The sequence below is a fragment of the Alteromonas abrolhosensis genome (genome assembly GCF_001953635.1).
GTDB classification, from domain to species: domain Bacteria; phylum Pseudomonadota; class Gammaproteobacteria; order Enterobacterales; family Alteromonadaceae; genus Alteromonas; species Alteromonas abrolhosensis.
This window is the reverse complement of the sequence record NZ_MEJH01000002.1, coordinates 411,108-432,387: the sequence shown is the minus strand read 5'-3', so window position 1 is coordinate 432,387 and position 21,280 is coordinate 411,108. Positions and strand designations below refer to the sequence as shown.

21 protein-coding genes are annotated in these 21,280 nt (G+C 45.1%); 9 read left to right on the top strand and 12 right to left on the bottom strand.

The genetic code is table 11. From position 1 onward, the window contains the following. Positions 1 to 123: 123 nt before the first annotated feature. The 3 genes from BGK61_RS01785 to BGK61_RS01775 all read left to right on the top strand — a co-directional run bounded on the left by BGK61_RS01785 (position 124) and on the right by BGK61_RS01775 (position 5,070). Positions 124 to 1,821, top strand: a complete 1,698-nt coding sequence (locus BGK61_RS01785; RefSeq protein WP_076011399.1) for a tryptophan halogenase family protein — start codon at positions 124 to 126, stop codon at positions 1,819 to 1,821. Beyond that, the gene (locus tag BGK61_RS01780) at positions 1,799 to 3,304 is read left to right on the top strand and encodes a tryptophan halogenase family protein (RefSeq protein ID WP_076011400.1); all 1,506 of its coding nucleotides are present in this window, start codon (positions 1,799 to 1,801) and stop codon (positions 3,302 to 3,304) included. Before BGK61_RS01785 ends, BGK61_RS01780 begins: the two co-directional genes overlap by 23 nt. 263 nt (positions 3,305 to 3,567) lie before the next feature. Next, entirely contained in the window at positions 3,568 to 5,070 is a 1,503-nt protein-coding gene (locus tag BGK61_RS01775) for an OprD family outer membrane porin (protein ID WP_083648666.1), read from the top strand. A 159-nt stretch (positions 5,071 to 5,229) separates the two neighbouring features. Here the strand turns inward: BGK61_RS01775 and BGK61_RS01770 are convergent, their stop codons facing one another. Then, the gene (locus tag BGK61_RS01770; protein WP_076025995.1) at positions 5,230 to 6,093 is read right to left on the bottom strand and encodes a YicC/YloC family endoribonuclease; all 864 of its coding nucleotides are present in this window, start codon (positions 6,091 to 6,093) and stop codon (positions 5,230 to 5,232) included. 300 nt (positions 6,094 to 6,393) lie between these two features. Here BGK61_RS01770 and rph point away from each other — a divergent pair, with 300 nt between their 5' ends. The 3 genes from rph to tusA are packed head-to-tail and all read left to right on the top strand — an operon-like array spanning position 6,394 to position 8,056. Further along, positions 6,394 to 7,107, top strand: a complete 714-nt coding sequence (gene rph, locus BGK61_RS01765; RefSeq protein ID WP_014951432.1) for a ribonuclease PH — start codon at positions 6,394 to 6,396, stop codon at positions 7,105 to 7,107. Positions 7,108 to 7,164: 57 nt separating this feature from the next. Then, positions 7,165 to 7,806: an orotate phosphoribosyltransferase gene (gene pyrE / locus BGK61_RS01760; RefSeq protein ID WP_015000126.1), complete on the top strand. Its 642-nt coding sequence runs from the start codon at positions 7,165 to 7,167 to the stop codon at positions 7,804 to 7,806. After that, positions 7,796 to 8,056, top strand: coding sequence for a sulfurtransferase TusA (gene tusA / locus BGK61_RS01755; RefSeq protein ID WP_015000125.1), 261 nt, complete (start codon positions 7,796 to 7,798; stop codon positions 8,054 to 8,056). Before pyrE ends, tusA begins: the two co-directional genes overlap by 11 nt. Before the next feature lie 51 nt (positions 8,057 to 8,107). On the opposite strand, the gene BGK61_RS01750 is transcribed toward tusA, so the two are convergent. The 7 genes from BGK61_RS01750 to BGK61_RS01720 form a co-directional block, all read right to left on the bottom strand. Further along, positions 8,108 to 8,911: a DUF1206 domain-containing protein gene (locus BGK61_RS01750; RefSeq protein WP_076011996.1), complete on the bottom strand. Its 804-nt coding sequence runs from the start codon at positions 8,909 to 8,911 to the stop codon at positions 8,108 to 8,110. A 116-nt stretch (positions 8,912 to 9,027) separates the two neighbouring features. Then, complete coding sequence (locus tag BGK61_RS01745; protein ID WP_232298237.1) at positions 9,028 to 9,210, bottom strand: hypothetical protein; 183 nt, start codon at positions 9,208 to 9,210, stop codon at positions 9,028 to 9,030. A gap of 27 nt (positions 9,211 to 9,237) precedes the next feature. Next, a complete protein-coding gene (locus BGK61_RS01740) occupies positions 9,238 to 9,699 on the bottom strand; it encodes a hypothetical protein (protein ID WP_015000124.1) in 462 nt (153 codons plus the stop codon). A 161-nt stretch (positions 9,700 to 9,860) separates the two neighbouring features. Then, positions 9,861 to 10,451 carry a YqaA family protein gene (locus BGK61_RS01735; protein ID WP_015000123.1) on the bottom strand — a complete coding sequence of 197 codons (591 nt, stop codon included), beginning with the start codon at positions 10,449 to 10,451 and terminating at the stop codon, positions 9,861 to 9,863. A gap of 24 nt (positions 10,452 to 10,475) precedes the next feature. After that, positions 10,476 to 11,768, bottom strand: coding sequence for an amidohydrolase family protein (locus BGK61_RS01730; RefSeq protein ID WP_015000122.1), 1,293 nt, complete (start codon positions 11,766 to 11,768; stop codon positions 10,476 to 10,478). A 150-nt stretch (positions 11,769 to 11,918) separates the two neighbouring features. Next, positions 11,919 to 12,512, bottom strand: coding sequence for a DUF1285 domain-containing protein (locus tag BGK61_RS01725; protein WP_015000121.1), 594 nt, complete (start codon positions 12,510 to 12,512; stop codon positions 11,919 to 11,921). After that, positions 12,499 to 13,359 carry a DUF3014 domain-containing protein gene (locus tag BGK61_RS01720; RefSeq protein WP_015000120.1) on the bottom strand — a complete coding sequence of 287 codons (861 nt, stop codon included), beginning with the start codon at positions 13,357 to 13,359 and terminating at the stop codon, positions 12,499 to 12,501. The genes BGK61_RS01725 and BGK61_RS01720 overlap by 14 nt, the downstream gene beginning before the upstream one ends. Before the next feature lie 383 nt (positions 13,360 to 13,742). On the opposite strand from BGK61_RS01720, the gene BGK61_RS01715 reads away from it, so the two are divergent. After that, positions 13,743 to 14,135 (top strand): hypothetical protein, encoded by a 393-nt coding sequence (locus BGK61_RS01715; RefSeq protein ID WP_015000119.1) that lies wholly within the window; start codon positions 13,743 to 13,745, stop codon positions 14,133 to 14,135. Between the two features lie 85 nt (positions 14,136 to 14,220). Next, positions 14,221 to 14,529, top strand: a complete 309-nt coding sequence (locus BGK61_RS01710) for a DUF6482 family protein (RefSeq protein WP_015000118.1) — start codon at positions 14,221 to 14,223, stop codon at positions 14,527 to 14,529. A gap of 28 nt (positions 14,530 to 14,557) precedes the next feature. Here the strand turns inward: BGK61_RS01710 and BGK61_RS01705 are convergent, their stop codons facing one another. The 4 genes from BGK61_RS01705 to BGK61_RS01690 all read right to left on the bottom strand — a co-directional run bounded on the left by BGK61_RS01705 (position 14,558) and on the right by BGK61_RS01690 (position 19,914). Further along, the gene (locus BGK61_RS01705) at positions 14,558 to 15,925 is read right to left on the bottom strand and encodes an ABC1 kinase family protein (RefSeq protein ID WP_015000117.1); all 1,368 of its coding nucleotides are present in this window, start codon (positions 15,923 to 15,925) and stop codon (positions 14,558 to 14,560) included. A 356-nt stretch (positions 15,926 to 16,281) separates the two neighbouring features. Next, positions 16,282 to 16,701: a hypothetical protein gene (locus BGK61_RS01700; protein WP_015000116.1), complete on the bottom strand. Its 420-nt coding sequence runs from the start codon at positions 16,699 to 16,701 to the stop codon at positions 16,282 to 16,284. A gap of 176 nt (positions 16,702 to 16,877) precedes the next feature. Then, a complete protein-coding gene (locus BGK61_RS01695) occupies positions 16,878 to 17,462 on the bottom strand; it encodes a DUF6702 family protein (RefSeq protein ID WP_015000115.1) in 585 nt (194 codons plus the stop codon). After that, positions 17,452 to 19,914 carry a M1 family metallopeptidase gene (locus BGK61_RS01690; RefSeq protein WP_015000114.1) on the bottom strand — a complete coding sequence of 821 codons (2,463 nt, stop codon included), beginning with the start codon at positions 19,912 to 19,914 and terminating at the stop codon, positions 17,452 to 17,454. The genes BGK61_RS01695 and BGK61_RS01690 overlap by 11 nt, the downstream gene beginning before the upstream one ends. Before the next feature lie 193 nt (positions 19,915 to 20,107). Between BGK61_RS01690 and proB the strand changes: the two genes are divergently transcribed. Further along, on the top strand, positions 20,108 to 21,208 hold the full coding sequence (proB, locus tag BGK61_RS01685; RefSeq protein ID WP_015000113.1) for a glutamate 5-kinase: 1,101 nt from the start codon (positions 20,108 to 20,110) through the stop codon (positions 21,206 to 21,208). Positions 21,209 to 21,280 lie beyond the last annotated feature (72 nt).

Below are 21,280 nucleotides of genomic sequence, written 5' to 3'. Positions count from 1 at the left end.
CGCTAAAGCGCTTAGGGTTGCGCTTTAGCGGGTTTTTTTGTCATAGTGCTGTGTGAATAGTAAACAGTAATCAGATTAAATAATTTAGTGGTAGTGCTTTGGAAATTATCGTGGTTTTAGCGTATGAGTGATAAAGACAGTCATGGCAATATGCACAGGGTTGTCATTGTCGGTGGCGGCACCGCAGGATGGCTTGCAGCTGGAGTGCTAGCCGCAAAACTAAGCGCGAAACACACCATTACCCTTATCGAATCTCCTAATATTCCCTCCATAGGTGTTGGTGAAGGCTCTTGGCCATCACTGCGCGACACCCTTCTTGATATCGGCATTAGTGAAACTGAATTCTTAACCCTTTGTCAGGGCGCGTTCAAGCAAGGCTCCAGCTTTGTTAATTGGCGTAAAGGCGGGCACTGCTATCACCATCCATTTACCGTTCCAACAGGGTACAACGAACTTGATACTCATACTTGTTGGCAAGAACTCGCGCCCAATACGTCATACGAAGATGCGTTTTCATTACAAGCTGTGATGTGTAGAGCGGATAAAGCGCCAAAACAAGTAGCAACGCCCGACTACGCTCATGTGCTCAATTACGGATATCACTTCGACGCTACAAAGCTTGCCGAATTGTTGAAAAAACATTGTGTAAGCAAGTTAAATGTTGCTTACCTTGTTGGCCATATTGCCCGTGTTAATCCACACCCTAATGGCGACATTGAGAGCGTTTTAACTGAAGACGGGCAAAAAGTAGTTGGCGACCTATTTATCGACTGCTCTGGCAGCAGCGGCTTGCTTATCAAGGAACACTTTAATATTCCCTGGGTACCGGTTAAGCAGACTATGCTCAATGATCGCGCGGTTGCGCTGCAGGTGCCGTATTCAGATAATGACAGTGTAATAAAAAGCACCACAGTGGCTACTGCGCAAACCTGCGGATGGACTTGGGATATTGCGTTACAGCATCGACGTGGTGTTGGGTTAGTTTACTCGTCTGAATATGCAAGTGAAGAGCAGGCAAAACAGACGCTTATCGACTATGTTAGTGAACGCTATCCTGGCGCACGAGATGCACAGTTTTCATGCCGTACACTCTCTTTTGATCCTGGCTACAGAGCACAGTTTTGGGTTAGAAACTGTTTAAGCTTAGGCATGTCTTCGGGGTTCGTTGAGCCGCTAGAAGCATCAGCTATTGCGATGGTCGAACTTGGCTTACGCATGCTGTGTGAAGCCTATCCGCAAAATAAAGCACATATGGAAATAGTCAGTAAACGCTACAACAAGCGCTTTGAATATCGCTGGCAGCGAGTTATCGACTTTTTAAAACTGCACTATGTACTAAGCGATAGGGAAGAGGCGTATTGGTTAGCGCAAAGAAACGAGGCTTCAATTCCTGACTCCCTTTCTGAGCTGCTTGAACTGTGGAAGTATCAAAGCCCTTCTCGGCTAGATCTCATTGAGAATGAGGAGATTTTCCCCTCTGCCAGTTATCAATTTGTGCTATACGGTATGGGCTTTTCTACTTCGTCATCGGCACTTCGCCTAAGCGAAGAAGATAAGCGTAAAGTCTTGCACATTCGCGAATCGCTACAGCAAACAAAGCAACAATATTTACACGGCCTACCGTCCAACAACGCATTGCTCAACGATATTGCAAGACGTTACAACGAGTTAACCAATCAGCATAAACATCATCCACATTCGCCCTCTGAAAGCCAGACTGATCAACCTGTATCTTCCTCAACTAATAATGATTCCGAGGTAAGTAAAAACAGCACTTCACAAAAAAAGGACGCTTCTTATGACCGTATCGGGTTTAGATAGCAGTAATAGTCAAACGCCCGTTAAAAACGTAGTCATTGCTGGTGGCGGTACTGCAGGGTGGATGGCGGCTACGGCGCTGTCACGACTTCTGGGTAAATCAATAAACGTTACGCTAGTCGAGTCAAAAGATATTGGAATTGTAGGCGTAGGCGAAGCGACTATTCCCCCTATAAGAACATTTCACAAGTTACTGGGCATCGACGAAAAAGCATTTATGCGCGCTACACAAGCTACGTTTAAACTTGGCATTGAGTTTGAGAATTGGCGCGAACAAGGTCATAGCTATATCCATTCCTTTGGAATTACCGGAAGAGAATGCTGGGCAGGAGAGTTTCACCATTTTTGGCTAAGGGCAAAAGAGTACGGGTTTGGTGGTGAATTCGGTGACTATTGCCCTGAACTTATTGCCGCTAAGCAGAGCAAGTTCGCTACATCAGAATCCATGCCGCTTAACTTTGCCTATCACTTTGATGCCGTCGCCTATGGACGATTTTTAAAGTCTTTGGCGTGCGACGCTGGCGTAATGCATAGGGAAGGTGACATAGAAAATGTGGTTGTTTGCCCGCAAACAGGCAATATCCAGAGTCTTCAACTAGCAAGCGGTGAAGCCATAGATGGTGATTTCTTTATAGACTGTACCGGCTTTAAAGGTCTGCTTATTGAGCAAGCCCTTCACACCGGATACGACGATTGGCAACACTATCTATTTTGCGATAGGGCTGTAGCCATGCAAACTGAGCTTACTGCTCCGCCCGTGCCATACACCAAAAGTGTGGTACATCAGGCCGGTTGGCGCTGGCAAATACCTCTTCAAGAAAGAATGGGAAATGGATTGGTATTTTGTAGCCGATTTATGAGCGATGAAGACGCCATAGATACGCTTAAATCGCAGGTGACAGGCGCCCCCATTAATGAGCCTAGAGTGATTCGTTTTACTCCTGGAAAACGCAGGCGCGGTTGGAATAAAAACTGCGTGGCGCTAGGGCTATCCAGTGGTTTTATTGAGCCTTTAGAGTCGACCAGTATTCATCTTATCATGACAGGCCTTATACGCTTAATGCGCCTATTCCCTTTCGATGGCATAACCCAAAGCGCAATCGACGAATACAATAATAAGTTTGATAGCGAAATGTCGGCGATACTCGACTTCATTGTTATGCATTACAAAGTGACACAGCGTGAGGACAGCCCTTTTTGGCAGCAGTGTCAACGCATGGACATCCCGTCTTCTCTTAAGCATAAACTGGATTTGTTTGCTGAATCTGGCCGTGTATTTTTAGATGACGGAGATATTTTTCGCGTCGATTCTTGGACCCAGGTGCTAATGGGTCAAGGTATGACACCAAAACAGTATCATCGCGTTGCCGACGAAATGAGTGAACAGTCTCTTAGGCAGTTTATGGCAGGACTCAAGCAACAAGTGGATAACCACGTAGCTAATCTCCCTCCACACCAGTCATTCTTAACGCAGTATTTAAGGTAATGACATAAGACGTTGCTATACAAAACTGTTGTTTAAACGTTTTGTCTGGCAGCTCTTATTTCCCTGTTTTCTTTTCGGTTTCACGCAAATTAATATATTTTTATCTGTATTATGTGTTTTTGATTTATGTGAATCTGACATAAAAAGCTGGTATCTCTGCGCAATTGAGATAGTTATTCCGGTATTAATAAGCTCGGAAGGAGAATCGACACTACTAACCCCTAATTTGCACACTAAGCGACCATTTAAAACAGGTTTACCCGATGGATAATCTAAATAGCAGTTATGTTCACAAACCTTTCATCCTTAGCAAAGGAAGTTTATGCCTTTTTCTTGTTCTCGCCAGTGCAAATGTTAAGGCCGACGCTGAAAGTAACTCGCCGGTAAAACGAACGCTAAATGGCGATATGACGTTGAATTGGCATGTTAACCCGAAACCAGCGACTAATTTCTCTGAAGTATTCACTAACGGGGTAGCTTATGGTCGTTTGCGGTCGAACACATTTTATTGGGACCAAAAAAACGAGACGGCATCTCGACAAGACAACCGCGCTAATGGCTTTGGAGGTAGCGTTATTTTTAAGACCGCACCGTTCAATGGCTTGAGTGCAACGCTTGGTCTTTACACAACTCAGAGTCCTGATTTGTTCAGAGAAGATAGGGATGATGTAACCTTGGTTCGAGCGGGAAAGGATACTTTCGATCGCAACAAAGTCATTGGTGGGGGGGATTTCGGGATAAGTAAAATTGGGGAAGCTTATTTGCAGTATGATGTCGCAGACACGTCAATTTCAGCAGGTAGGCAGTTATTTGAGAGTATGCTGACTGCATCAAATGATACAAAAATGATCCCTAATGTTTTTGATGGCATTAGTATCACCCATTGGGGAATTAGCGATACAACGCTCAAGCTAGGATATTTTACTCGTCAGTCACTGCGTGATCACACAAGCAGTCATGATGTTATAGCGTGGGATGGCTTTAAGCAAAACGACGACTCCGGCGCCAACCGAAGTTTGACTTCAGACTTGGTGGGTACAGATAACGAGTTAATTGTTGCTGAGGTCGATAACCGTTCATTCGATAATTGGAATTTACGCTTAAACTACACCGCAGTACCGGATGTGTTTTATACCATTGGCGCTGAGGCGAACTATACTTTCAAACTTGCGAATAAATGGTCGATTATTCCGGGTGTTCGCTATATCAATCAATATGATGATTTGAATACCAACATGGACGTAGCTAGCCTAAGCGGCGAAGGTCGAGCTGGTGGATTCGGATACCAGAACCCTGCTAGTCTGGACAGCGGTTTGTTTAACGCACGGGTAGATTTTAAGAAAAGCGCTTTTAAACTGCGTTTGGGATTCTCTAAAGTGGCAGACGAAGCAGATATTATCGCACCATTTAGAGGGTTTCCTACCGGTGGATACAGCCGTGCTATGGGGCAGGTCAACTGGTGGGCTAACACCAAAACGTTTATGGTAAGAATTGACTATCAGTTTACGACACCAGGGCCATTAAACAATGTGAAAGTATTGGCGCGTTACGCAATCCAAGACTTTGATGATAGTAAAGACTATGTTCCTGCCGACAGTGACGTCATTCATATTGATTTAGTAAAACAACTAACTGAAAAGCTTCACGCGCGATTTAGATTTGGATTCGTTGATGCACAAGGTGACATTCAACGCGCGAACTTAGGTGGAGTTAAGTACGACGGCTCGTACAACGAGTATCGTTTCGAGCTAAATTACTTATTTTAAGCATTTCAAACAATTCGCAAAAAATAGGTTTGAATAAAGCAGGAAGTAAGTGGTGACAGCAGTCACCACTTAGGGGCTATTTTGCTACCTCTCAAAAGCTGCACGCAACATTTGAAGGCACCAGCCTTTTAGGTAGATAAAAAACTGTTAAAGGCTAACTTATTCAATATTCTGAATTTGTTCGCGCATTTGCTCAATCAACACCTTAAGTTCAACGGCTGATTGGGTGATGTCCGTATTAATAGATTTTGAGCCTAAGGTGTTCGACTCACGATTGAACTCCTGCATCATAAAGTCTAAGCGACGACCTACAGCCCCACCCTTTTTAAGTATGTTGCGGGTTTCTTTTACGTGAGCATTTAGGCGATCTAATTCTTCGGCAACATCGACTTTTTGCGCAAGCATGATCATTTCTTGTTCGAAGCGACCCGGATCTAGCTCTACTTTTGCTTCTTCAAAGCGCGCCTGCACTTTTTCTCGCTGCCACACCATAATTTCAGGCATACGCGCGGCTACTTTTTCTGCTTCAACTTCAATGGCATCAAGGCGCTGCGTAATCATACCTTTAAGAGCTTCACCCTCGGTAGCACGGGCACTGATAAAGTCGTTTAATGCTTGGTCGAACGCCGCCATAACATCACCGTGAATAGTATCCATGTCGGCTTCTTCAGCGGCAATTACGCCAGGCCAGCGCAAAACGTCTAGTGGGTTTACACCCGTGGATTGGCCATGGGATTGTACCCAGTCAGCGGCGTGAAGCACTTGTTTCGCCAACTCTTCGTTTAAGCTTAGCTTGGTTACAGCAGCATCGTTCGCGGTAAAACGTAGCGCACATTCCACCTTGCCTCGCGCCAGCTTCTTGCGGAAACGTTCACGTAAAACTGGTTCCAATGACCGGAATTGTTCCGGAAGGCGAAAGTAGGTTTCTAAAAATCGTTGGTTGACCGAGCGTATTTCCCATACGGCTGAGCCCCACTCTTTTTTCGTTTCTACGCGTGCAAACGCTGTCATGCTGTAAATCATACATATCCTTTAAATTTAACTGAAAGCCTGCAAAAACAACCCGAACGTCGTGTTGTATACGTTAATATCCCCGGCAGGATTTCTTGTAATTTGTATATTAGCGCACATTTACGTAATTCGATAAGCAAACATGTAAAGTTCGTTTTTAACGGCTACGGGTATTGCGTTATACTTAGGCGCAATTTCGTAGCTTCATCGAATCGATAGGTTTTCACAGCGTATTGGGCTATTTGCTCACACATCGCCAGAAAAACCTGTAAACGCTACTCTTTTTTAAGCACTTACGTTGTGGAGAACACTATGCGTCCAAGCGGCAGAACCGCCAGTCAAATTCGCCCTGTTACTATTACTCGCCAATATACTTGTCACGCAGAAGGCTCTGTTCTTGTAGAGTTCGGTAACACTAAGGTGTTATGCAATGCGACGGTAGAAGAGGGTGTGCCTCGTTTTATGAAGGGACAAGGTAAGGGCTGGATTACGGCTGAGTACAGCATGTTGCCACGTGCTACTCATACGCGAAGCGGCCGTGAAGCCGCGCGCGGTAAACAAGGCGGCCGCACGCTGGAAATTCAGCGTCTAATTGCTCGTTCACTACGCGCGGCGGTCGATTTGAAGCTACTAGGTGAAAACACCATTACGTTAGACTGCGACGTAATTCAGGCTGATGGCGGTACGCGCACAGCGTCAATCACCGGTGCGTGTGTGGCTCTTGTTGATGCACTTACTTATATGCGTGCAAAAGGCATTATCAAAACTAACCCGCTTAAGCATATGATTGCTGCCCTATCTGTGGGTATTTACGAAGGTACGCCAATCGCTGACCTTGAGTACACCGAAGACTCTGAGGCAGAAACAGACATGAACATCGTAATGACCGAAACCGGTAAGCTGATTGAAGTTCAAGGTACTGCAGAGGGCGAACCGTTCTCGTTTGAAGAGCTCGACGAAATGCTTAAAATTGGTAAGCACGGCTTACGTGAATTGTTCGACATTCAAAAAGCGGCGCTAGCGTAAGCGAGTCATCGAAACGTAATTAGAAGCAACGCGTAAATTAGAAATTAAGAGGTCATCATGAAAGCGTTTCAGCGTGATTTTATCGAGTTTGCCATTGAGCGTGGCGTACTGAAATTTGGCGAATTTACTTTAAAGTCAGGCCGCGTTAGCCCGTACTTTTTCAATGCAGGCTTGTTTAATCGCGGCGGCGATTTGGCTAAGTTAGGGCGTTTTTACGCTGACGCGCTAATGGACGCAGGCGTCGAGTTCGATGTACTTTTCGGTCCAGCTTATAAGGGCATTCCTATTGCTACAACTACCGCTGTAGCGCTTGCCGATAGCCACAACCTAGACGTGCCTTATTGCTTCAATCGCAAAGAAGCGAAAACCCACGGAGAAGGCGGCAATCTGGTTGGCAGCCCGCTAGAAGGTAAGGTTATGCTGGTGGATGACGTGATCACGGCGGGTACGGCAATTCGCGAGTCGATGACCTTAATCGAGCAGCAGCAGGCTAGCTTGTCTGGCGTACTGATTGCGCTAGACAGACAAGAGCGCGGTAATGGCGAACTGTCAGCCATTCAAGAAGTGGAGCGCGATTTTGGCACTCAGGTTATCTCTATTGTATCGCTTGCCGATGTGGTAGCTTATCTGACTGAGAAAGGCGGTTTTGAAAGCGAAATTGGCGCCATTAACACCTACCGTGAAAACTATGGCATCTGATTTTGAGAGCGTATTCAGCGCAGCCAGTCAGCATTTAGATGCACTAGGACTTCGTTGCCCTGAGCCTGTAATGATGGTGCGTCTGAATATTCGAAAGCTGGCCGATGGAGAGACTCTGTCGGTGACAGCCGATGACCCTTCCACGGCCAGAGATATTCCTAGCTTTTGCCGCTTTATGGAGCATACGCTGGTTGCGTCTCAAACTGAGACTATGCCTTACCAATACGTTATTAAGAAAGGGCGCGCTTAAGCGCCTTTTTATCTTTCAAATTTAGGCTGTTAGCGCCTTTCATTTAAGTTTCTACTCTACGTTTCTGTATTTCGCTTCTAGCGCACAATAAAGACCGAACATAACAAAGCCTGCGCCTACGGCGGCAATGAGATAAGGGCCGAAGGGCTGCTCCATTAGAGTTTCTAGTGCTTTTTGTAATCCACCTGCTTGCGATGGGTTACTTAATATGGCAGCAAGAATAAAAAAACCACCTACTAAGAAATAAACGACCCCTCTTGCGGTATACCCCAGGCGACCAGTTATTTTCACACTCTTGCTAATACGCTGATTTAAAGCGTGTAGTGAAAACTTCTGTAAAAAGTCTGCAGTGTAAGCATGTTTGAACTGGACAACGGCAAATATAATGATGCAAAGCCCGATTGCGGCCACAAGCAATAGCCCCCATTCGTATTGCATTAGAAATTCACTCACCTTCTTTCCACTACCTTGGGATGAAGAGCTACTTTGTACTTCTAATAAGGTTTTACCCCCTGCGTAAGCAGCAACAAAATAGAACGCGCCTGATATCAAGAAGAACAGCTTATTTATAATGTGAATGAACAAACTGTCGTCGTCTGATTTGTCGGCAATAAAAATCTGTAGCCAACGCCAGCAGGCATAACACACTAGGCCGAAAACAAGAACTCCTAGAAAAATTTGCCCGAGTGGTTGCTCTTTAAGTGTAATAAAGACATTGGACTGAGAGGCTTTTTCACGGTTTAGCGCTGTAAATACAGATGTAAGAATGAAGACACCAAGCATAACGTACATGACTGTTTTGGCGCTATATCCCGCTCTAGCGGTTATCTCTTTCCATTTAGACGAAAGTTCCACGGTGCCCTCTCATAGCTTAATTGCAAAACAAAAACGATATAGTGACTTATCCTGTATCAAGTTATGTTCCGTTTTGCGCCTGTCTGTATTCTGCGCTTACAAGCTAGCGTTTCAGATTAACGTTCTGAACTGTCTGCAACGGCTTGTAAAAGCAAGCTTTGAAGCGTACGTTTGCTATGCGCACAATTGCAGTGAACGTCTGTCATGTGGAGAACTTCACCTTTAAGCATTTCTTGAAGTACAGATGCTCTTACGCTTAAAGAGACAAAGCCGTCTTCGTTTGAGATTTGTTTCGACATCATCATTCGCTCCTTCAACTGTTTGATTTAATGCAGGGCAGCAGACGCGAGCTGCCTGCTATTTTGAGGTTCATAGGTTTGCTCAACCGTGTGCTGAATGGCGGCTATCAGCTTACATACAGACGGATTAGTGGCATGCAAAGGTAATATGGCAATTAACTGCTGTTGGCACTCCTGCAAAATTGCATGAGACTCTTGTTTTTTGTGCTCTTGAGCTAGCAAAGAAGATAAGTACATGCCCATAGTGCCAAACGCGAGTACGTCCTCTTGTACCACGCTAACCTTTTGCGATGATGTGGGCTGCAGCGCGTTAAGGATAACCTTCGCCGCTTCAAAGGTCTGATAACCTAATTCTCTAGCGTAATCCAATTTACCCTGTTGATGGGCCTGCTGCGTCTGCGCTTGCATAGCATAGCGATGCTGTCTCGCATTTGAAGGGTTTAGCTGTAGCCACTTTCTGTAAACCGGGCACAGTCGCTGAACATTCATATAAGCACCTCCTGTTTTTTTATAACACTAGTGCAAATAAGAATCATTATCAAATGTAAAGTTCAAAAAATCTATCATGTTAATTTAAAATTTGGGTTCCATTTATTATGAATTGCCGCCTACCCCATTGGTAAGCGTATATAAAGCAAGGGAATTTAGGTTTACTGGCTGAGTAAATTTGACAGCCACCATATTAGAAGCACCGCAGCTGTGATAGCGATAACCGCTCTCATTTTGTAGCGTTTAATTAACTGTTCTGCCTTGTCTCCTGTGTAATAGACCACAACTGCAAGGCCAAAATAGCGAATTGAACGTGCGATGACAGTGGCTAAAAGAAAAAGCGGGAGTGAATATTGGGTAGCCCCTGCTGCAAGCATAGCAACCTGAAACGGAATTGGGGCAATACCTAGAGTCATTACAAACCAAAATCCTTGGTTTTGCATTTGCTGTTTAACATTATCAAATTGTTCCTGGCTGAAAAAAGTATCTATAAGCCACTGACCAACCATATCGAAAAGATAATAGCCAAGAGCATAGCCGAAGACTGCGCCAATCACGCAGCCTATGGTGGCCATCAATGCAATTTGCCAAAGCGACTCTCGTCTTGCTTGCATTAGTGGCACCATTACGGCTTCTAGTGGTATGGGAACAATGGTTGATTCTAAAAATGAGGCAAGAGTGATGCCCTTTAACATATGCTTAGAATCGACAAGTTTTTTGGTTTTGTGCTTAACCTTTTTACCTAGTTCCATGTAATCCCTACCACTTTATTTTCTCTACTGCTTGTAAACGACTCCGTCTTTCATCACAAAAGACACGCTTTCCATAAGCGATATATCGTCAAGCGGATTGCCTTGAACCGCGACAATATCAGCCAACTTACCCTCTTCCAGCGTGCCAAGAATATCGCTGATACCTAGTAAATTCGCGCTATTCACGGTGGCACTTAGCAGCGCGTCGGCAGGCTTCATACCGGCTTCAACCATTAATGAGAACTCTTGCGCATTGTCGCCGTGGGCTGATACACCACTGTCTGTACCAAAAGCAATTTTTACGCCTGCTTTATGTGCTTGTTCAAAGGTATTTTGGATAAGCGGGCCAATGGCTGCAGCTTTCGGGCGCACCAATTCCGGAAAGAAGCCATCAATTTTGGCTTTGTCTGCTACGAACTTTCCTGCCAGTATCGTTGGTACATAGTAGGTGCCGTGCTTCTTCATTAATTTGCGGATTTCGTCATCCATATAAGTACCGTGTTCGATAGAATCTACACCGGCTTCAATAGCCCGCTTCATGCCCTCTTTCCCATGCGCGTGCACCGCCACTGTCATACCGTAGTCTTTTGCAGTTTCAACAATTGCTTCTAATTCATCGGTCATGAATTGTGGGTTTTGGCCGCTTTTAGCAACGCTCAATACGCCGCCGGTTGCGGTGATCTTGATTAAGTCCGCACCATCTTGGTAGCGAGTTCTTACTGCTTCACGGGCTTCAGCTTCGCCATTAACCACACCTTGCTTAGGGCCTACGTCTGGGCGAAGTAAATGAGATAAGCCATTACTTGGATCGGCGTGTCCGCCTGTAGTGGCAATAGATTTGGCAACGGTATAGATTCGCGGACCTGTAGCATAGCCTTTACTAATAGCATTCCTTAGCGCAACCGTTTCGTTGTAACCATCCCCTAAATTACGAACCGTGGTGAAACCTGAATCCAGCGTAATCTTAGCGTAGTTCGCCGCACGTAATGCATAGTCGGCTTCATTAAGTGAAAAGCGCTCCAGATACGTTTGTGGCCCACCGTGCTGCGACGATAAATGAACGTGCATGTCCATCAGTCCAGGCATAACGGTTGACGACCTTAAATCGATGACAGTGTCGCCTTCTTGGGCTTCAGCAAACCCTTTTTTAACCGCCTTGATTTTATTGTCTTCCACCACAATGGTGACATTTTCCTGTAGGTTTTTTGATGTACCAGTAAACACTTTCCCGGCATGTATAAGCGTGTCGGCTTTAGTAGAAAAGGGTGATGAAAGTAAGGCACTGGCAATAGCCAGCGTAATCAACGGCTTGTTCATGATATAGGTCTTCTTGTTGGTTGTTTTATAGACTATATCGAATGTAATGCAGTCAGTCACAGAACGCAAAATAAAGCGCCGTCAACGGCAAATTATTAGTGATGAATAACATTTATTCGCCGAATACTTAAAAATATAAAGGAAAGAGCCCTAGTTGGACTGGTGATCAACTTCCCCTAGTACAAACGTTACGCCGTTTGATTGAATGGTAAATTGCGTACCTGATTTACTTGGTTGCTCTTCGGCTTGTTCAAGTAGTTGATAGTAGGCGTTTTGATGCAGCCTCGCCCACAGGTTTGTGCGAACGCGTAGATAGGGAATGGCGGTGGCCTGAGGATCTTGGATTGCTTTGGGGGGAACGCGAAGCTCAAGCTGATCCGAATGTTCTAATCGTACGATGTCGTCTGTTTGGGTGGTGAATATATAGGTATCACCGCTCGCCGTGTCGTCTTTTTCTTTTCGCCATTGGGTAACAATAAATGGCGTGTCTTCGACAGTTATTCCCACTTTTTCAACGGGGGTGACTAAGAAGTACTTGTCGTCTTCACGCTTCAACACAGAGGCAAATAGCTGAACAAGGCTTGCGCGTCCAATAGGACTACCTTCGTAAAACCATCTGCCATCGAGAGCTATGGTTAGATTTATGTCGCCGCAAAAATCAGGGTTCCACTTATCAACCGGAGGCAAAGGGCGCGTTTTTGACGACGTGCCCTTTAGCTGTTGTTGGAATCTAGTTAGATCCACGCTCTTCAACCAATACTTTTAGTTCGCGAAGTTTCGCTTTAATGCGGCGCATATTGTCTGGACCTGTGCGAAGCAATTGTTTTTGTGGCTCACTAAGGTTTTCCAAACGATCATCAGCATATTTATACGCTACAGAGTCGGTGTACACTTCAACAGGAACTGGTACTTCAGGTGTATCAAGAAGCTGATCAATAGCTTCTAACAAAACGCTGTTGAAGTCTTGGTCTGGATTTCCAATCTCTGCATATTTAGCTTGAATGTCGCCTTTATAAATACCGTAGATGTTAAGTAGCGCTTCATTATTGAATGATTCCAGCATATCCACATACGGTGTATAGCGCTTATAACTTGCAGCATCTATCCACTGTTTACCCGCTTGAGAGTATACGCGGAAACTCTGCTCTGGAGGCGTAAGTAACTGATGGTTAGGTGCCATCTCGTCATTCGCTAGATTAGTAACTGAAACCACAAAACGTTGGATAAGGCCTTCATCTACCAGCATTCGGTTTACGGTTTCTTCGCCTGCAGACGAGCTTTCAATAAGTGAGGCTTTTACAGCTGGGTCACTAGTATCAAGTAGCTCCGGATCAGGCTCAACTTGCTCTGGAAGCGGTTCTACATCGTCCTTCTCTTCAAGCTCTACAGTCGGTGCGGGTTGCGTAGGCTCAAATACTTCAGGTTCTTCTGGCGCCGTTACTTCTGGTTCTGTCACTTCGGCTTCGGGATTAACTACAGGCTCGGGTTCTTCGTCGCTGGGCCAAAACACTACAGCCAGAATAACAACAAGAAGAATGCCTACAATAATGAAGTGTGGGCCTAACGATTTCTTTTCCGACGATTCGCTCATAATGACTCCGCTACAAAAATATCCATAAGATAATACTACCAGAGATAACACCCAATATTAGAAAATCAATCAAGAGAAATGTTCCCTTTGAGTGTAAATTCCTTATTTAAAACACCTTTTTAACGATAAAAGGCCACTTTTCGATTTCTTTTTATCCAAAATTTAGTGGAAAACCCTTATTTTTCCACTATCACTCCATCAGTTATCATGAATTCTAAAAATAATAATAAACAATTGTTTAACAATTAGAGGTTTGTGTACTAATGTGTTGATCAACGACTCAGAAAAAACAAACTAGCTCGTTGTTATTTATAAAAATTAGAAAAAAATCGGGCTTCACAAACGAGTCTTTTCGTTGAATGTACCCTTACAGGATAGTTAGCGTGAGCAAATTTAGACAATACCATCCCAAATTGCACAAAGCGGTTAAACGCTACAGCATTATGCAGCACGCAATAATGCTAGGTGTAATACTTTATCTACTTTTAAATATTAATGTTCTATCAACCCAGCACCAGCTCATTGCTGTGGCGACTGTGGTTGTTATGAGTATACAAAATGGTTTTATACTTTCTAAAGCGAAAGTAGCCCTTGCGGTTGAAGGCCCTAGGTTGCTTGTATTTCCTTTACTTTGGATAGCATCTGGCATGGGTACGGCAGCATTTTTTTACAGCGCCTTCTCTTTTGCGTCTTTGTTTGTTCTTGCCAATGCAGTGAGACACAAAAATCATCGCCCGCCTCTTGCCCTAACTAATGAACCTGAAAACCTCGCCTAGCGTATACATTCTACTTTCTCGCCCCTCCTACTGTTTATAAGAAAATTGCGGGGCGTGAAATGTATGCAGGTTCATGAGGTAGAAGATGCAAAAGTTTTATTTTCGGGATATTGAAGATAAGCCTACAACGATTGATTACTTAGAAGTTCAGTCTTACGAGATGAATGTCTATTTAGTTTATCTCACCGTCGGTAATCACAGTGGAATGCTCTACGATAACAAAGACAAGCCCATGCGCTTTTTCAGTGCGGGACATATTCGAGAGGCGTTTGCACATTGTAACGTGAGCCGGGCGGTGATGAAGCACGATACGCCTTACGATGAAATGATTGGAAACCCACCGAAAAGCAAAGAGCAAATGGCGTTACCTTTTAGCATGGATTTGCCTTATTAAGGGCACTAGTGTGGGTAGTGTCAGCTTTTTAGCGTGTAAGCCACGGGGCGGCTGCTTTTCGCATATCTACTTTGGCTTTCAGTCGTTTTGCTAAAAGAAACAATCCCCCTAGCTTCCTGTGTATAAATAAGGCATCAACTGGCGGCGTATGCCAGAAGTTGTGCTCCATTGTAAGCGCCATCCCTTTCTCGTGAAGCCTTGCAATAAGATCACTCTCTCCAAAGTCATAAGCACCGTTGCAGCGAATGGCTTCACAGGCTTCCATACCAATATCCACGACCATTTCAATTTGCATTTCAGAGTGGCTTTCATCAATTAGCCCAATTTTCAATGCCGCCTGTTGCATCATCTCTTTATTGCGGGTTGCTGCGCTGTTCAATAACGCTTGGTACTGCGTTGCAATGGTGTCAGGTATTTCCCGTGTTGCACCAAAATCTAATAGTACAATTTCTTTCGTATCGGGTTTGAATTTGTAGTTGGCTAAGTTCGGATCGCTTTGCAGCAGTTTGAAGTTAAAAACCTCATTGAAAAATAGGGCCATTAACGCGCTCATCACGGCGTCTCTGACTTCTTGAGGCTCGTCCAACAATACATCTAAATTTTGTGCTTCAATGAAGTCCATCGCTAGCACTGTGCTGGTGGTAAGCGGCGCATAGGTTTGCGGAATAACGAATGCAGAGTGCCCTTCAAATTGAATATCAGTACCTTCAACCAATGCGTGATAGCGATTAAGCATGTCAGCTTCGCGGACATAATCGGCTTCTTGGTGAAGCTGCGCTTTCGCTTCCTGTAAAAGCGGATCAATGGCTAATGACTTAGGTACTAGACCGGTTATCTTGATAAGCGTCCCTACATTATCCACATCACTATCAATACTTTTCTTCACACCGGGATATTGTACTTTGACTGCTAACATCCTCCCGTCCATAGTAATGACTTTGTGTACTTGACCAATAGAAGCTGCGGCAATTGGCGCGAAGGAAAAGTAGAGCAAATCGTCTTGCCATTTTTCACCCCAAGACTGATTCAGCGTGGCTATTAACTGATCTTTAGGCATAGGGTCTGCGTCATCCCGTAAGCGCCCCAAAATTGCAGCAAGCTCTTCGGGGAGAAAATCTCCCGCATCCATTGAAATAAGCTGTCCAAGTTTCATGGCTGCGCCACGCATACTGGCAAGTTGATCTGCAATATTGGTGATGTTCTTTGGTGTTAAAAGCAAAGAGGACAATACGGGCTTTTCACCTTTTAGCAGTTGCCCCGCACCTTGCGACACTACATTTCCTGCAATTTTGCCCGCCAAGGAGCCTAAGCGCCCTATACGTGATAAGCGTGATGACGGCACCGCTTTACTAGAACGCTGTGGTGATTCAGCTGACTTGTTGGGCTTATCTGCCATAGACTCACTCTGTTTTATTGACGACCGAGGGGGCAATGCTTTGTTGTCTAGCGCTTAAACAATAACCTAAAAAAGTATTTGGTGTTTTGCTAGTTATACTTTCAGGCAGCGCATCTGGATCGGCTGCATATGCAAAGTAACTTGTTTTTCATTAGGAATATTTATCTAAAGAAAGCGCCATAAATCAGACCCTTACTTGACAAGATCTGATTTAAGAGGGGGGTGAGGCTGTAATTTACGAACACTGGAAAGAAATGGTTAAATCCCAGGGATCTTGGCGCTTTCTTTACCGATTTTTAAACAAGTTGTTGTTAAGCCGTCTATGCAACTTAACTGGGTAAAATAGTCGGCTCAATCTATATTAGTTGTGAAATAAATTGAATCACTAGCCCAACTACGCTTCCATAAGCAAACCCTGCCCAACCACTTGCCGCTCTGTAACGCCAAAGCGCAGCACCAAAGAATCCACACCAAAGCATGGCAGAGTAGGTGGATATAAGTCCGCTGCCCATTCCTGTATCTGGCAAAAACAGCATAACAACAAAGGTCAGAGCCATAGCGCCACTTAAGAGCACCCACATGATGTTCTTCTTATCAGCGAACGCATTGTTTGGCTTGATGTTCGGTGCATCGGCGTTTTGCGATTGTTCTGCATTCTCCGCTTGCTCAGCGCTCTGAGCTGCGTTTCTTGCACGTATCTTTTGTTCGCTACGCTCGCTTCTTGATTGTGATTTATTGACCTTTGATGGCAACGGTGTTGCAGCGCTATTGGTCATGATGTACCTCATTAACTGGTTTTCAGTAACGTTTCTATCCACAGTTAAAGTAGTGCATGCATGCAAAAATGACTATAAGACTTCGGTCTCACACCACGAGCAAAAAAGCCCACCCGCAATCACTGCCGTTTGACAAGGAATGCGGGTGGGCTTTCATAAACTTATACCGTTAGGTATTAGTGATGGTCGCTATTTTGGCTTTTGAAGCTTACTTCCAGCAAATTTACGCTATCAGCAAAGGTCAGGGTTTTGATATCACCCTTGCCTTCTACATTTAGCGTATTCACCTGTTTCGGCCACAAGTCACGCAATGCATCGTGGCGAATTTTAATGCCTTCAAGCACAGGCGGTTCTGCAGTTTCCTGATAAACCCAAAAGTGTTTACCTTCAACTTCAAAACCTACATCAGCAAGCTCTAGCGGCTCGCCTGCCGCATTTAAAATCGCAAAGTGATGGGCGACGTAATCAGCGAATTGTTGCTGCGTTTCTACGTCGTCCATAATATCTGCGTGCTTGTCGAACAACGCCTTAACCGCGTGTTCAGCATCGTGCAAATTAAAGCGGTGCATCACTTCAATATTTTCTGTTCTAGGGTTGAACAGCACTGTAGTAATTGCGGCTTTTATTTGATGTGCCTGTGCGGCAGTGCTGTACGACATTGCGCTAACTAGTAGCGCAGCCGTAATAGCGAATGCACTTACGCTGGCAAGCAGAGCGTGGGCGCTCTGCTGCAAGCGGGTCAAAGATAACTTATTCGTCATCTTTTTCCTCATCGTCGGTTTTTAGCTCGGTCTTTGAGTCGTGCATAAGGTCGCGGTACTCGTAAGTGTTACGCGGTTTATTCTTATACGCTTCAATACGCGAAGGAATGATACGACGTGGGTAGTGGTTATTTTCCACATCTACGTCTGCAGTTTCCCAATGCGGGTCAACCGTTACGCTTACCAACTCTTTGTCTTTGTCGGTAACAATAAGCTTGCTTACGGCTTTAGGTGTACGACGCCAGATTTCCGCAGGAATGCGCATTTCTTCTTTTGTGCCGTCTTCAAACGTTAGCTCAAGAATGATCGGCATTACCAAACCACCCTTGTTGCTGAAATCTAGCACGTAGTAGTTTTTATCTTCTTTCACCGCGCGTTCGAACGCTTTACGCTCCCAAGGCTCAAGATCTTTCAAGAATTTCTTGTACTTGTTACGCTCTTTGTTAGTTACGGTGTAACGATCGTTTTCGTCGTAGAAGTCACTGATATCTTCAAAGCGATCTACCCAAAGTTTTTTACCTTCTTCTTTGTTTCGAATATCGGTAAGTGACTTTGGTTTTTCCATTTCTGCTTCGCGTTCGCGAGCAAAATCGATATCTGGATCTTCAGTGTCTAAACGCAGCTTGTATACGCTGTCCAGACTAATGTCTACATGGTCTGTAGTGTAAAACCAACCACGCCAGAACCAGTCTAGATCAACGCCCGACGCTTCTTCCATAGTGCGGAAGAAATCTGATGGTGTAGGACGCTTAAACATCCAACGCTGCGCGTATTCTTTAAATGCGAAGTCAAAAAGCTCGCGTCCAAGGATAGTTTCGCGAAGAATATTCAGTGCTACTGCTGGCTTAGTGTAAGCATTTGGGCCAAGGCGAAGTACAGAGTCAGACTGCGTCATAATTGGCACCTGTGTCTGAGACTTCATATAGCCTGTGATATCACGTGGCTCTACGCCCCATGGAATCGTTGGATCCCACTCGCGGCCAGCAACACCATCTAGGAAGCTGTTAAGACCTTCATCCATCCACGTCCACTGACGCTCGTCAGAGTTAACCGTCATTGGGAAATAGATATGACCTACTTCGTGAATAACCACGCCAATAAGGAAGCGTTTTTCAGCAAGCGAGTACGTGCGCGAACCATCGTCACGAAGTTCTGTGCGCGGGCCGTTGAAGGTGATCATGGGATATTCCATGCCGCCAACCGGGCCATTTACTGATTGGGCTACCGGGTAGGGGTAATCGAAGCTAAAGCGGCTGTAAACATCCATGGTGTGGATGATTGATTCTGTTGAATACTTCTGCCAAAGCTCACCACCTTCTTTCGGGTAGAAAGACATAGCCATAACTAATGGCTGGGTGTCACCGCCTTGCTGATAACCACGTGCGTCCCACGCGAACTTACGTGAAGATGCCCAAGCAAAATCACGAACGTTATCAGCTTTAAAGGTCCAGGTCTTAAGTTCAGTGGTACCTTCTTTTTCGTTCTCAATGGCTTCTTCTGGTGAAACGATGAACACGATGCGGTCAGCTTTTTCTGCCTTCTTCAGGCGGTCGCGCTGTGTCTTAGTTAACACGTCTTTCGGGTTTTGAAGCACACCTGTAGACGATACGATGTGGTCAGCAGGAACGGTAATATCTACTTCGTAGTTACCGAACTCTAGTGTGAACTCGCCACGGCCAATAAACTCTTTATTGGTCCATGCTTCGTAGTCAGTGTAGGCAGCCAGACGTGGGAACCACTGTGCTAGCAAGAAGATGTCGTTACCACCTTCACGCTCATCATCTGGGAAGTGCTCGTAACCTGCACGTGCTGAAACGGCGTCTTCTTCTACAATATTGAATGCAAAATCGATATCGAATGTAACTTTGCTACCCGGCTTTAACGGCTTTGCTAAGTCAACTCGCATTAAGGTACCGACCACTGTGTGACGTAGGTCATTACCTGCTTTATCTTCAACGCGAGAGATTGTATAGCCCAGTTCGTTGTCATCAACAAACTGCTGACGGCGCAATGCACCCATGCTTAGCTTAGCAGGAGAGTCTCCGCTAGCGGCTTGCGTACCTGGCCCACGGTTACCGATACCGCCAAACGTAGTTGTAAGGGCTGACATTGAGTCGTCGCGGAATTTGTTTTGGTCTAGCTGGATCCACAAGTACTTAAGCGTATCTGGCGAATTGTTGTGGTAGGTAATTGTTTCGCTTGCTTCAATGCGGCGCTTGTCTTCAAGTAGTTTTACGTCAATGTCGTAATCTACTTGCTGTTGCCAGTATTGATGACCCGGCTCACCGGCGGCGTTGCGGTAAACGTTTGGAGTAGGAAGAACTTCGTCCAGCTGACGGAATTTATCTTCGAAATCGCCTTTAGTTTGTTTAATAGCGGCGGCACTAGGAAGAGAAATCAGCATAGACAACACTGGCGCTAGCCAGAAAAAGTGTCGTTTTGCGGTGCTCATGCAGTTTCCTTGCAACTTGTAAGTTAGTATTGTTATAAGATAACACCGCCTAGTATATAAGTATGGCTGTCACAATCCAATTTTTTGACCGTAAACTAGCCATGTTTTAACGCAAAAAAACTGTAACAGATCGTTTTGTTTCGTGCCTCAACTGTCGTATTCTTAAGCTCTTGTTTTCTTTTTTCTTCCCCCTATGAACCGTTTTAATTGGCAACGTGCCGTTATAAAAGTTGGCAGTGCGCTTATTGCTCCTGAAGGCAATGAATGTAGTGGCCGCTATCTGTTGTCTCTTGCACGATTTATCACTGCAAGCCGCGACGCTGGAAAAGAAATTATTCTTGTCTCATCAGGCAGTGTTGCTGCAGGCCGCAGCAAGGTAAAGGTGCGCCACAATGCGTCTATTGCCGAGAAGCAGGCCATGGCTGCAATTGGCCAAAATCTAATGATGGCCAACTGGCAGCGCTTTTTCGACTTTCCCTGTGCGCAAGTTTTACTGACCGCGGATGATTTGCGTGATAGAACCCGCTACGTAAATATCAAAAATACCTTACGTGAAATATTGAATCATCAGGCTTTGCCTATTGTGAATGAAAATGACACGGTAGCCGTTAATGAACTTAAAGTCGGAGACAATGACAACTTAGGCGCCTATACGGCATTAGTTGCCCAAGCTGATACCTTGATTATTTGTTCTGATATCGACGGCTTGTTTACCGCTGACCCAAGAAAAGATGCCAACGCCACACTCATTCCACAGGTGGATAAAATAGACAGCACCATTTACAACCTTGCAGGTGGCGCGGGAACTGCGGTAGGAACTGGGGGTATGCGCACAAAAATTGAAGCGGCAGATAAGTGCACCAGCAGCGGTATTCAAACCCTTATTGTAAACGGACGCAAAGGCGAAACCTTCGATACCTTACTTGAAGGTAAAGTGCCGGGAACATTATTCAATGCAAGTAGCACTCCCGCCAGTGCGCGCAGATTGTGGCTTACCCATACGCTTAAAACTGCCGGACAAATAGAAGTTGATAGCGGTGCAAAAGACGCCTTAGTGCGAAAAGGCGCGTCATTACTGCCTTCGGGTATTGTTGATGTTACCGGTTTGTTTGAACAAGGTGACGCTGTTGAAGTGGTGTGCCAAGGGGAAATTATTGCCAAGGGGCTTTGCTTGTATAACGCAAAAGACTTACGCCTTATAAAAGGGAAAAAGTCGAAAGAGATAGCCAATGTGTTAGGTTATGAAACCACTGACGTTGCTGTTCACCGAGACGATATGGTGCTTTATTCATAGGCGCAGTGGCGACTAGAACTGCAACTCACTAACGGCTTTGCCGCACTTATGTGAGTATTCGTTTATCGATAC

Coding starts and splice junctions, on each gene's coding strand:
- BGK61_RS01740 (WP_015000124.1), bottom strand. CDS start 9,699: ATGAATGTTCAGCGACTGTGCCCGGTTTACAGAAAGTGGCTACAGCTA.
- pyrE (WP_015000126.1), top strand. CDS start 7,165: ATGAAAGCGTTTCAGCGTGATTTTATCGAGTTTGCCATTGAGCGTGGC.
- tusA (WP_015000125.1), top strand. CDS start 7,796: ATGGCATCTGATTTTGAGAGCGTATTCAGCGCAGCCAGTCAGCATTTA.
- BGK61_RS01705 (WP_015000117.1), bottom strand. CDS start 15,925: ATGGCAGATAAGCCCAACAAGTCAGCTGAATCACCACAGCGTTCTAGT.
- BGK61_RS01690 (WP_015000114.1), bottom strand. CDS start 19,914: ATGAGCACCGCAAAACGACACTTTTTCTGGCTAGCGCCAGTGTTGTCT.
- BGK61_RS01770 (WP_076025995.1), bottom strand. CDS start 6,093: ATGATTTACAGCATGACAGCGTTTGCACGCGTAGAAACGAAAAAAGAG.
- BGK61_RS01695 (WP_015000115.1), bottom strand. CDS start 17,462: ATGACGAATAAGTTATCTTTGACCCGCTTGCAGCAGAGCGCCCACGCT.
- proB (WP_015000113.1), top strand. CDS start 20,108: ATGAACCGTTTTAATTGGCAACGTGCCGTTATAAAAGTTGGCAGTGCG.
- rph (WP_014951432.1), top strand. CDS start 6,394: ATGCGTCCAAGCGGCAGAACCGCCAGTCAAATTCGCCCTGTTACTATT.
- BGK61_RS01730 (WP_015000122.1), bottom strand. CDS start 11,768: ATGAACAAGCCGTTGATTACGCTGGCTATTGCCAGTGCCTTACTTTCA.
- BGK61_RS01700 (WP_015000116.1), bottom strand. CDS start 16,701: ATGACCAATAGCGCTGCAACACCGTTGCCATCAAAGGTCAATAAATCA.
- BGK61_RS01735 (WP_015000123.1), bottom strand. CDS start 10,451: ATGGAACTAGGTAAAAAGGTTAAGCACAAAACCAAAAAACTTGTCGAT.
- BGK61_RS01780 (WP_076011400.1), top strand. CDS start 1,799: ATGACCGTATCGGGTTTAGATAGCAGTAATAGTCAAACGCCCGTTAAA.
- BGK61_RS01710 (WP_015000118.1), top strand. CDS start 14,221: ATGCAAAAGTTTTATTTTCGGGATATTGAAGATAAGCCTACAACGATT.
- BGK61_RS01785 (WP_076011399.1), top strand. CDS start 124: ATGAGTGATAAAGACAGTCATGGCAATATGCACAGGGTTGTCATTGTC.
- BGK61_RS01775 (WP_083648666.1), top strand. CDS start 3,568: ATGGATAATCTAAATAGCAGTTATGTTCACAAACCTTTCATCCTTAGC.
- BGK61_RS01720 (WP_015000120.1), bottom strand. CDS start 13,359: ATGAGCGAATCGTCGGAAAAGAAATCGTTAGGCCCACACTTCATTATT.
- BGK61_RS01745 (WP_232298237.1), bottom strand. CDS start 9,210: ATGTCGAAACAAATCTCAAACGAAGACGGCTTTGTCTCTTTAAGCGTA.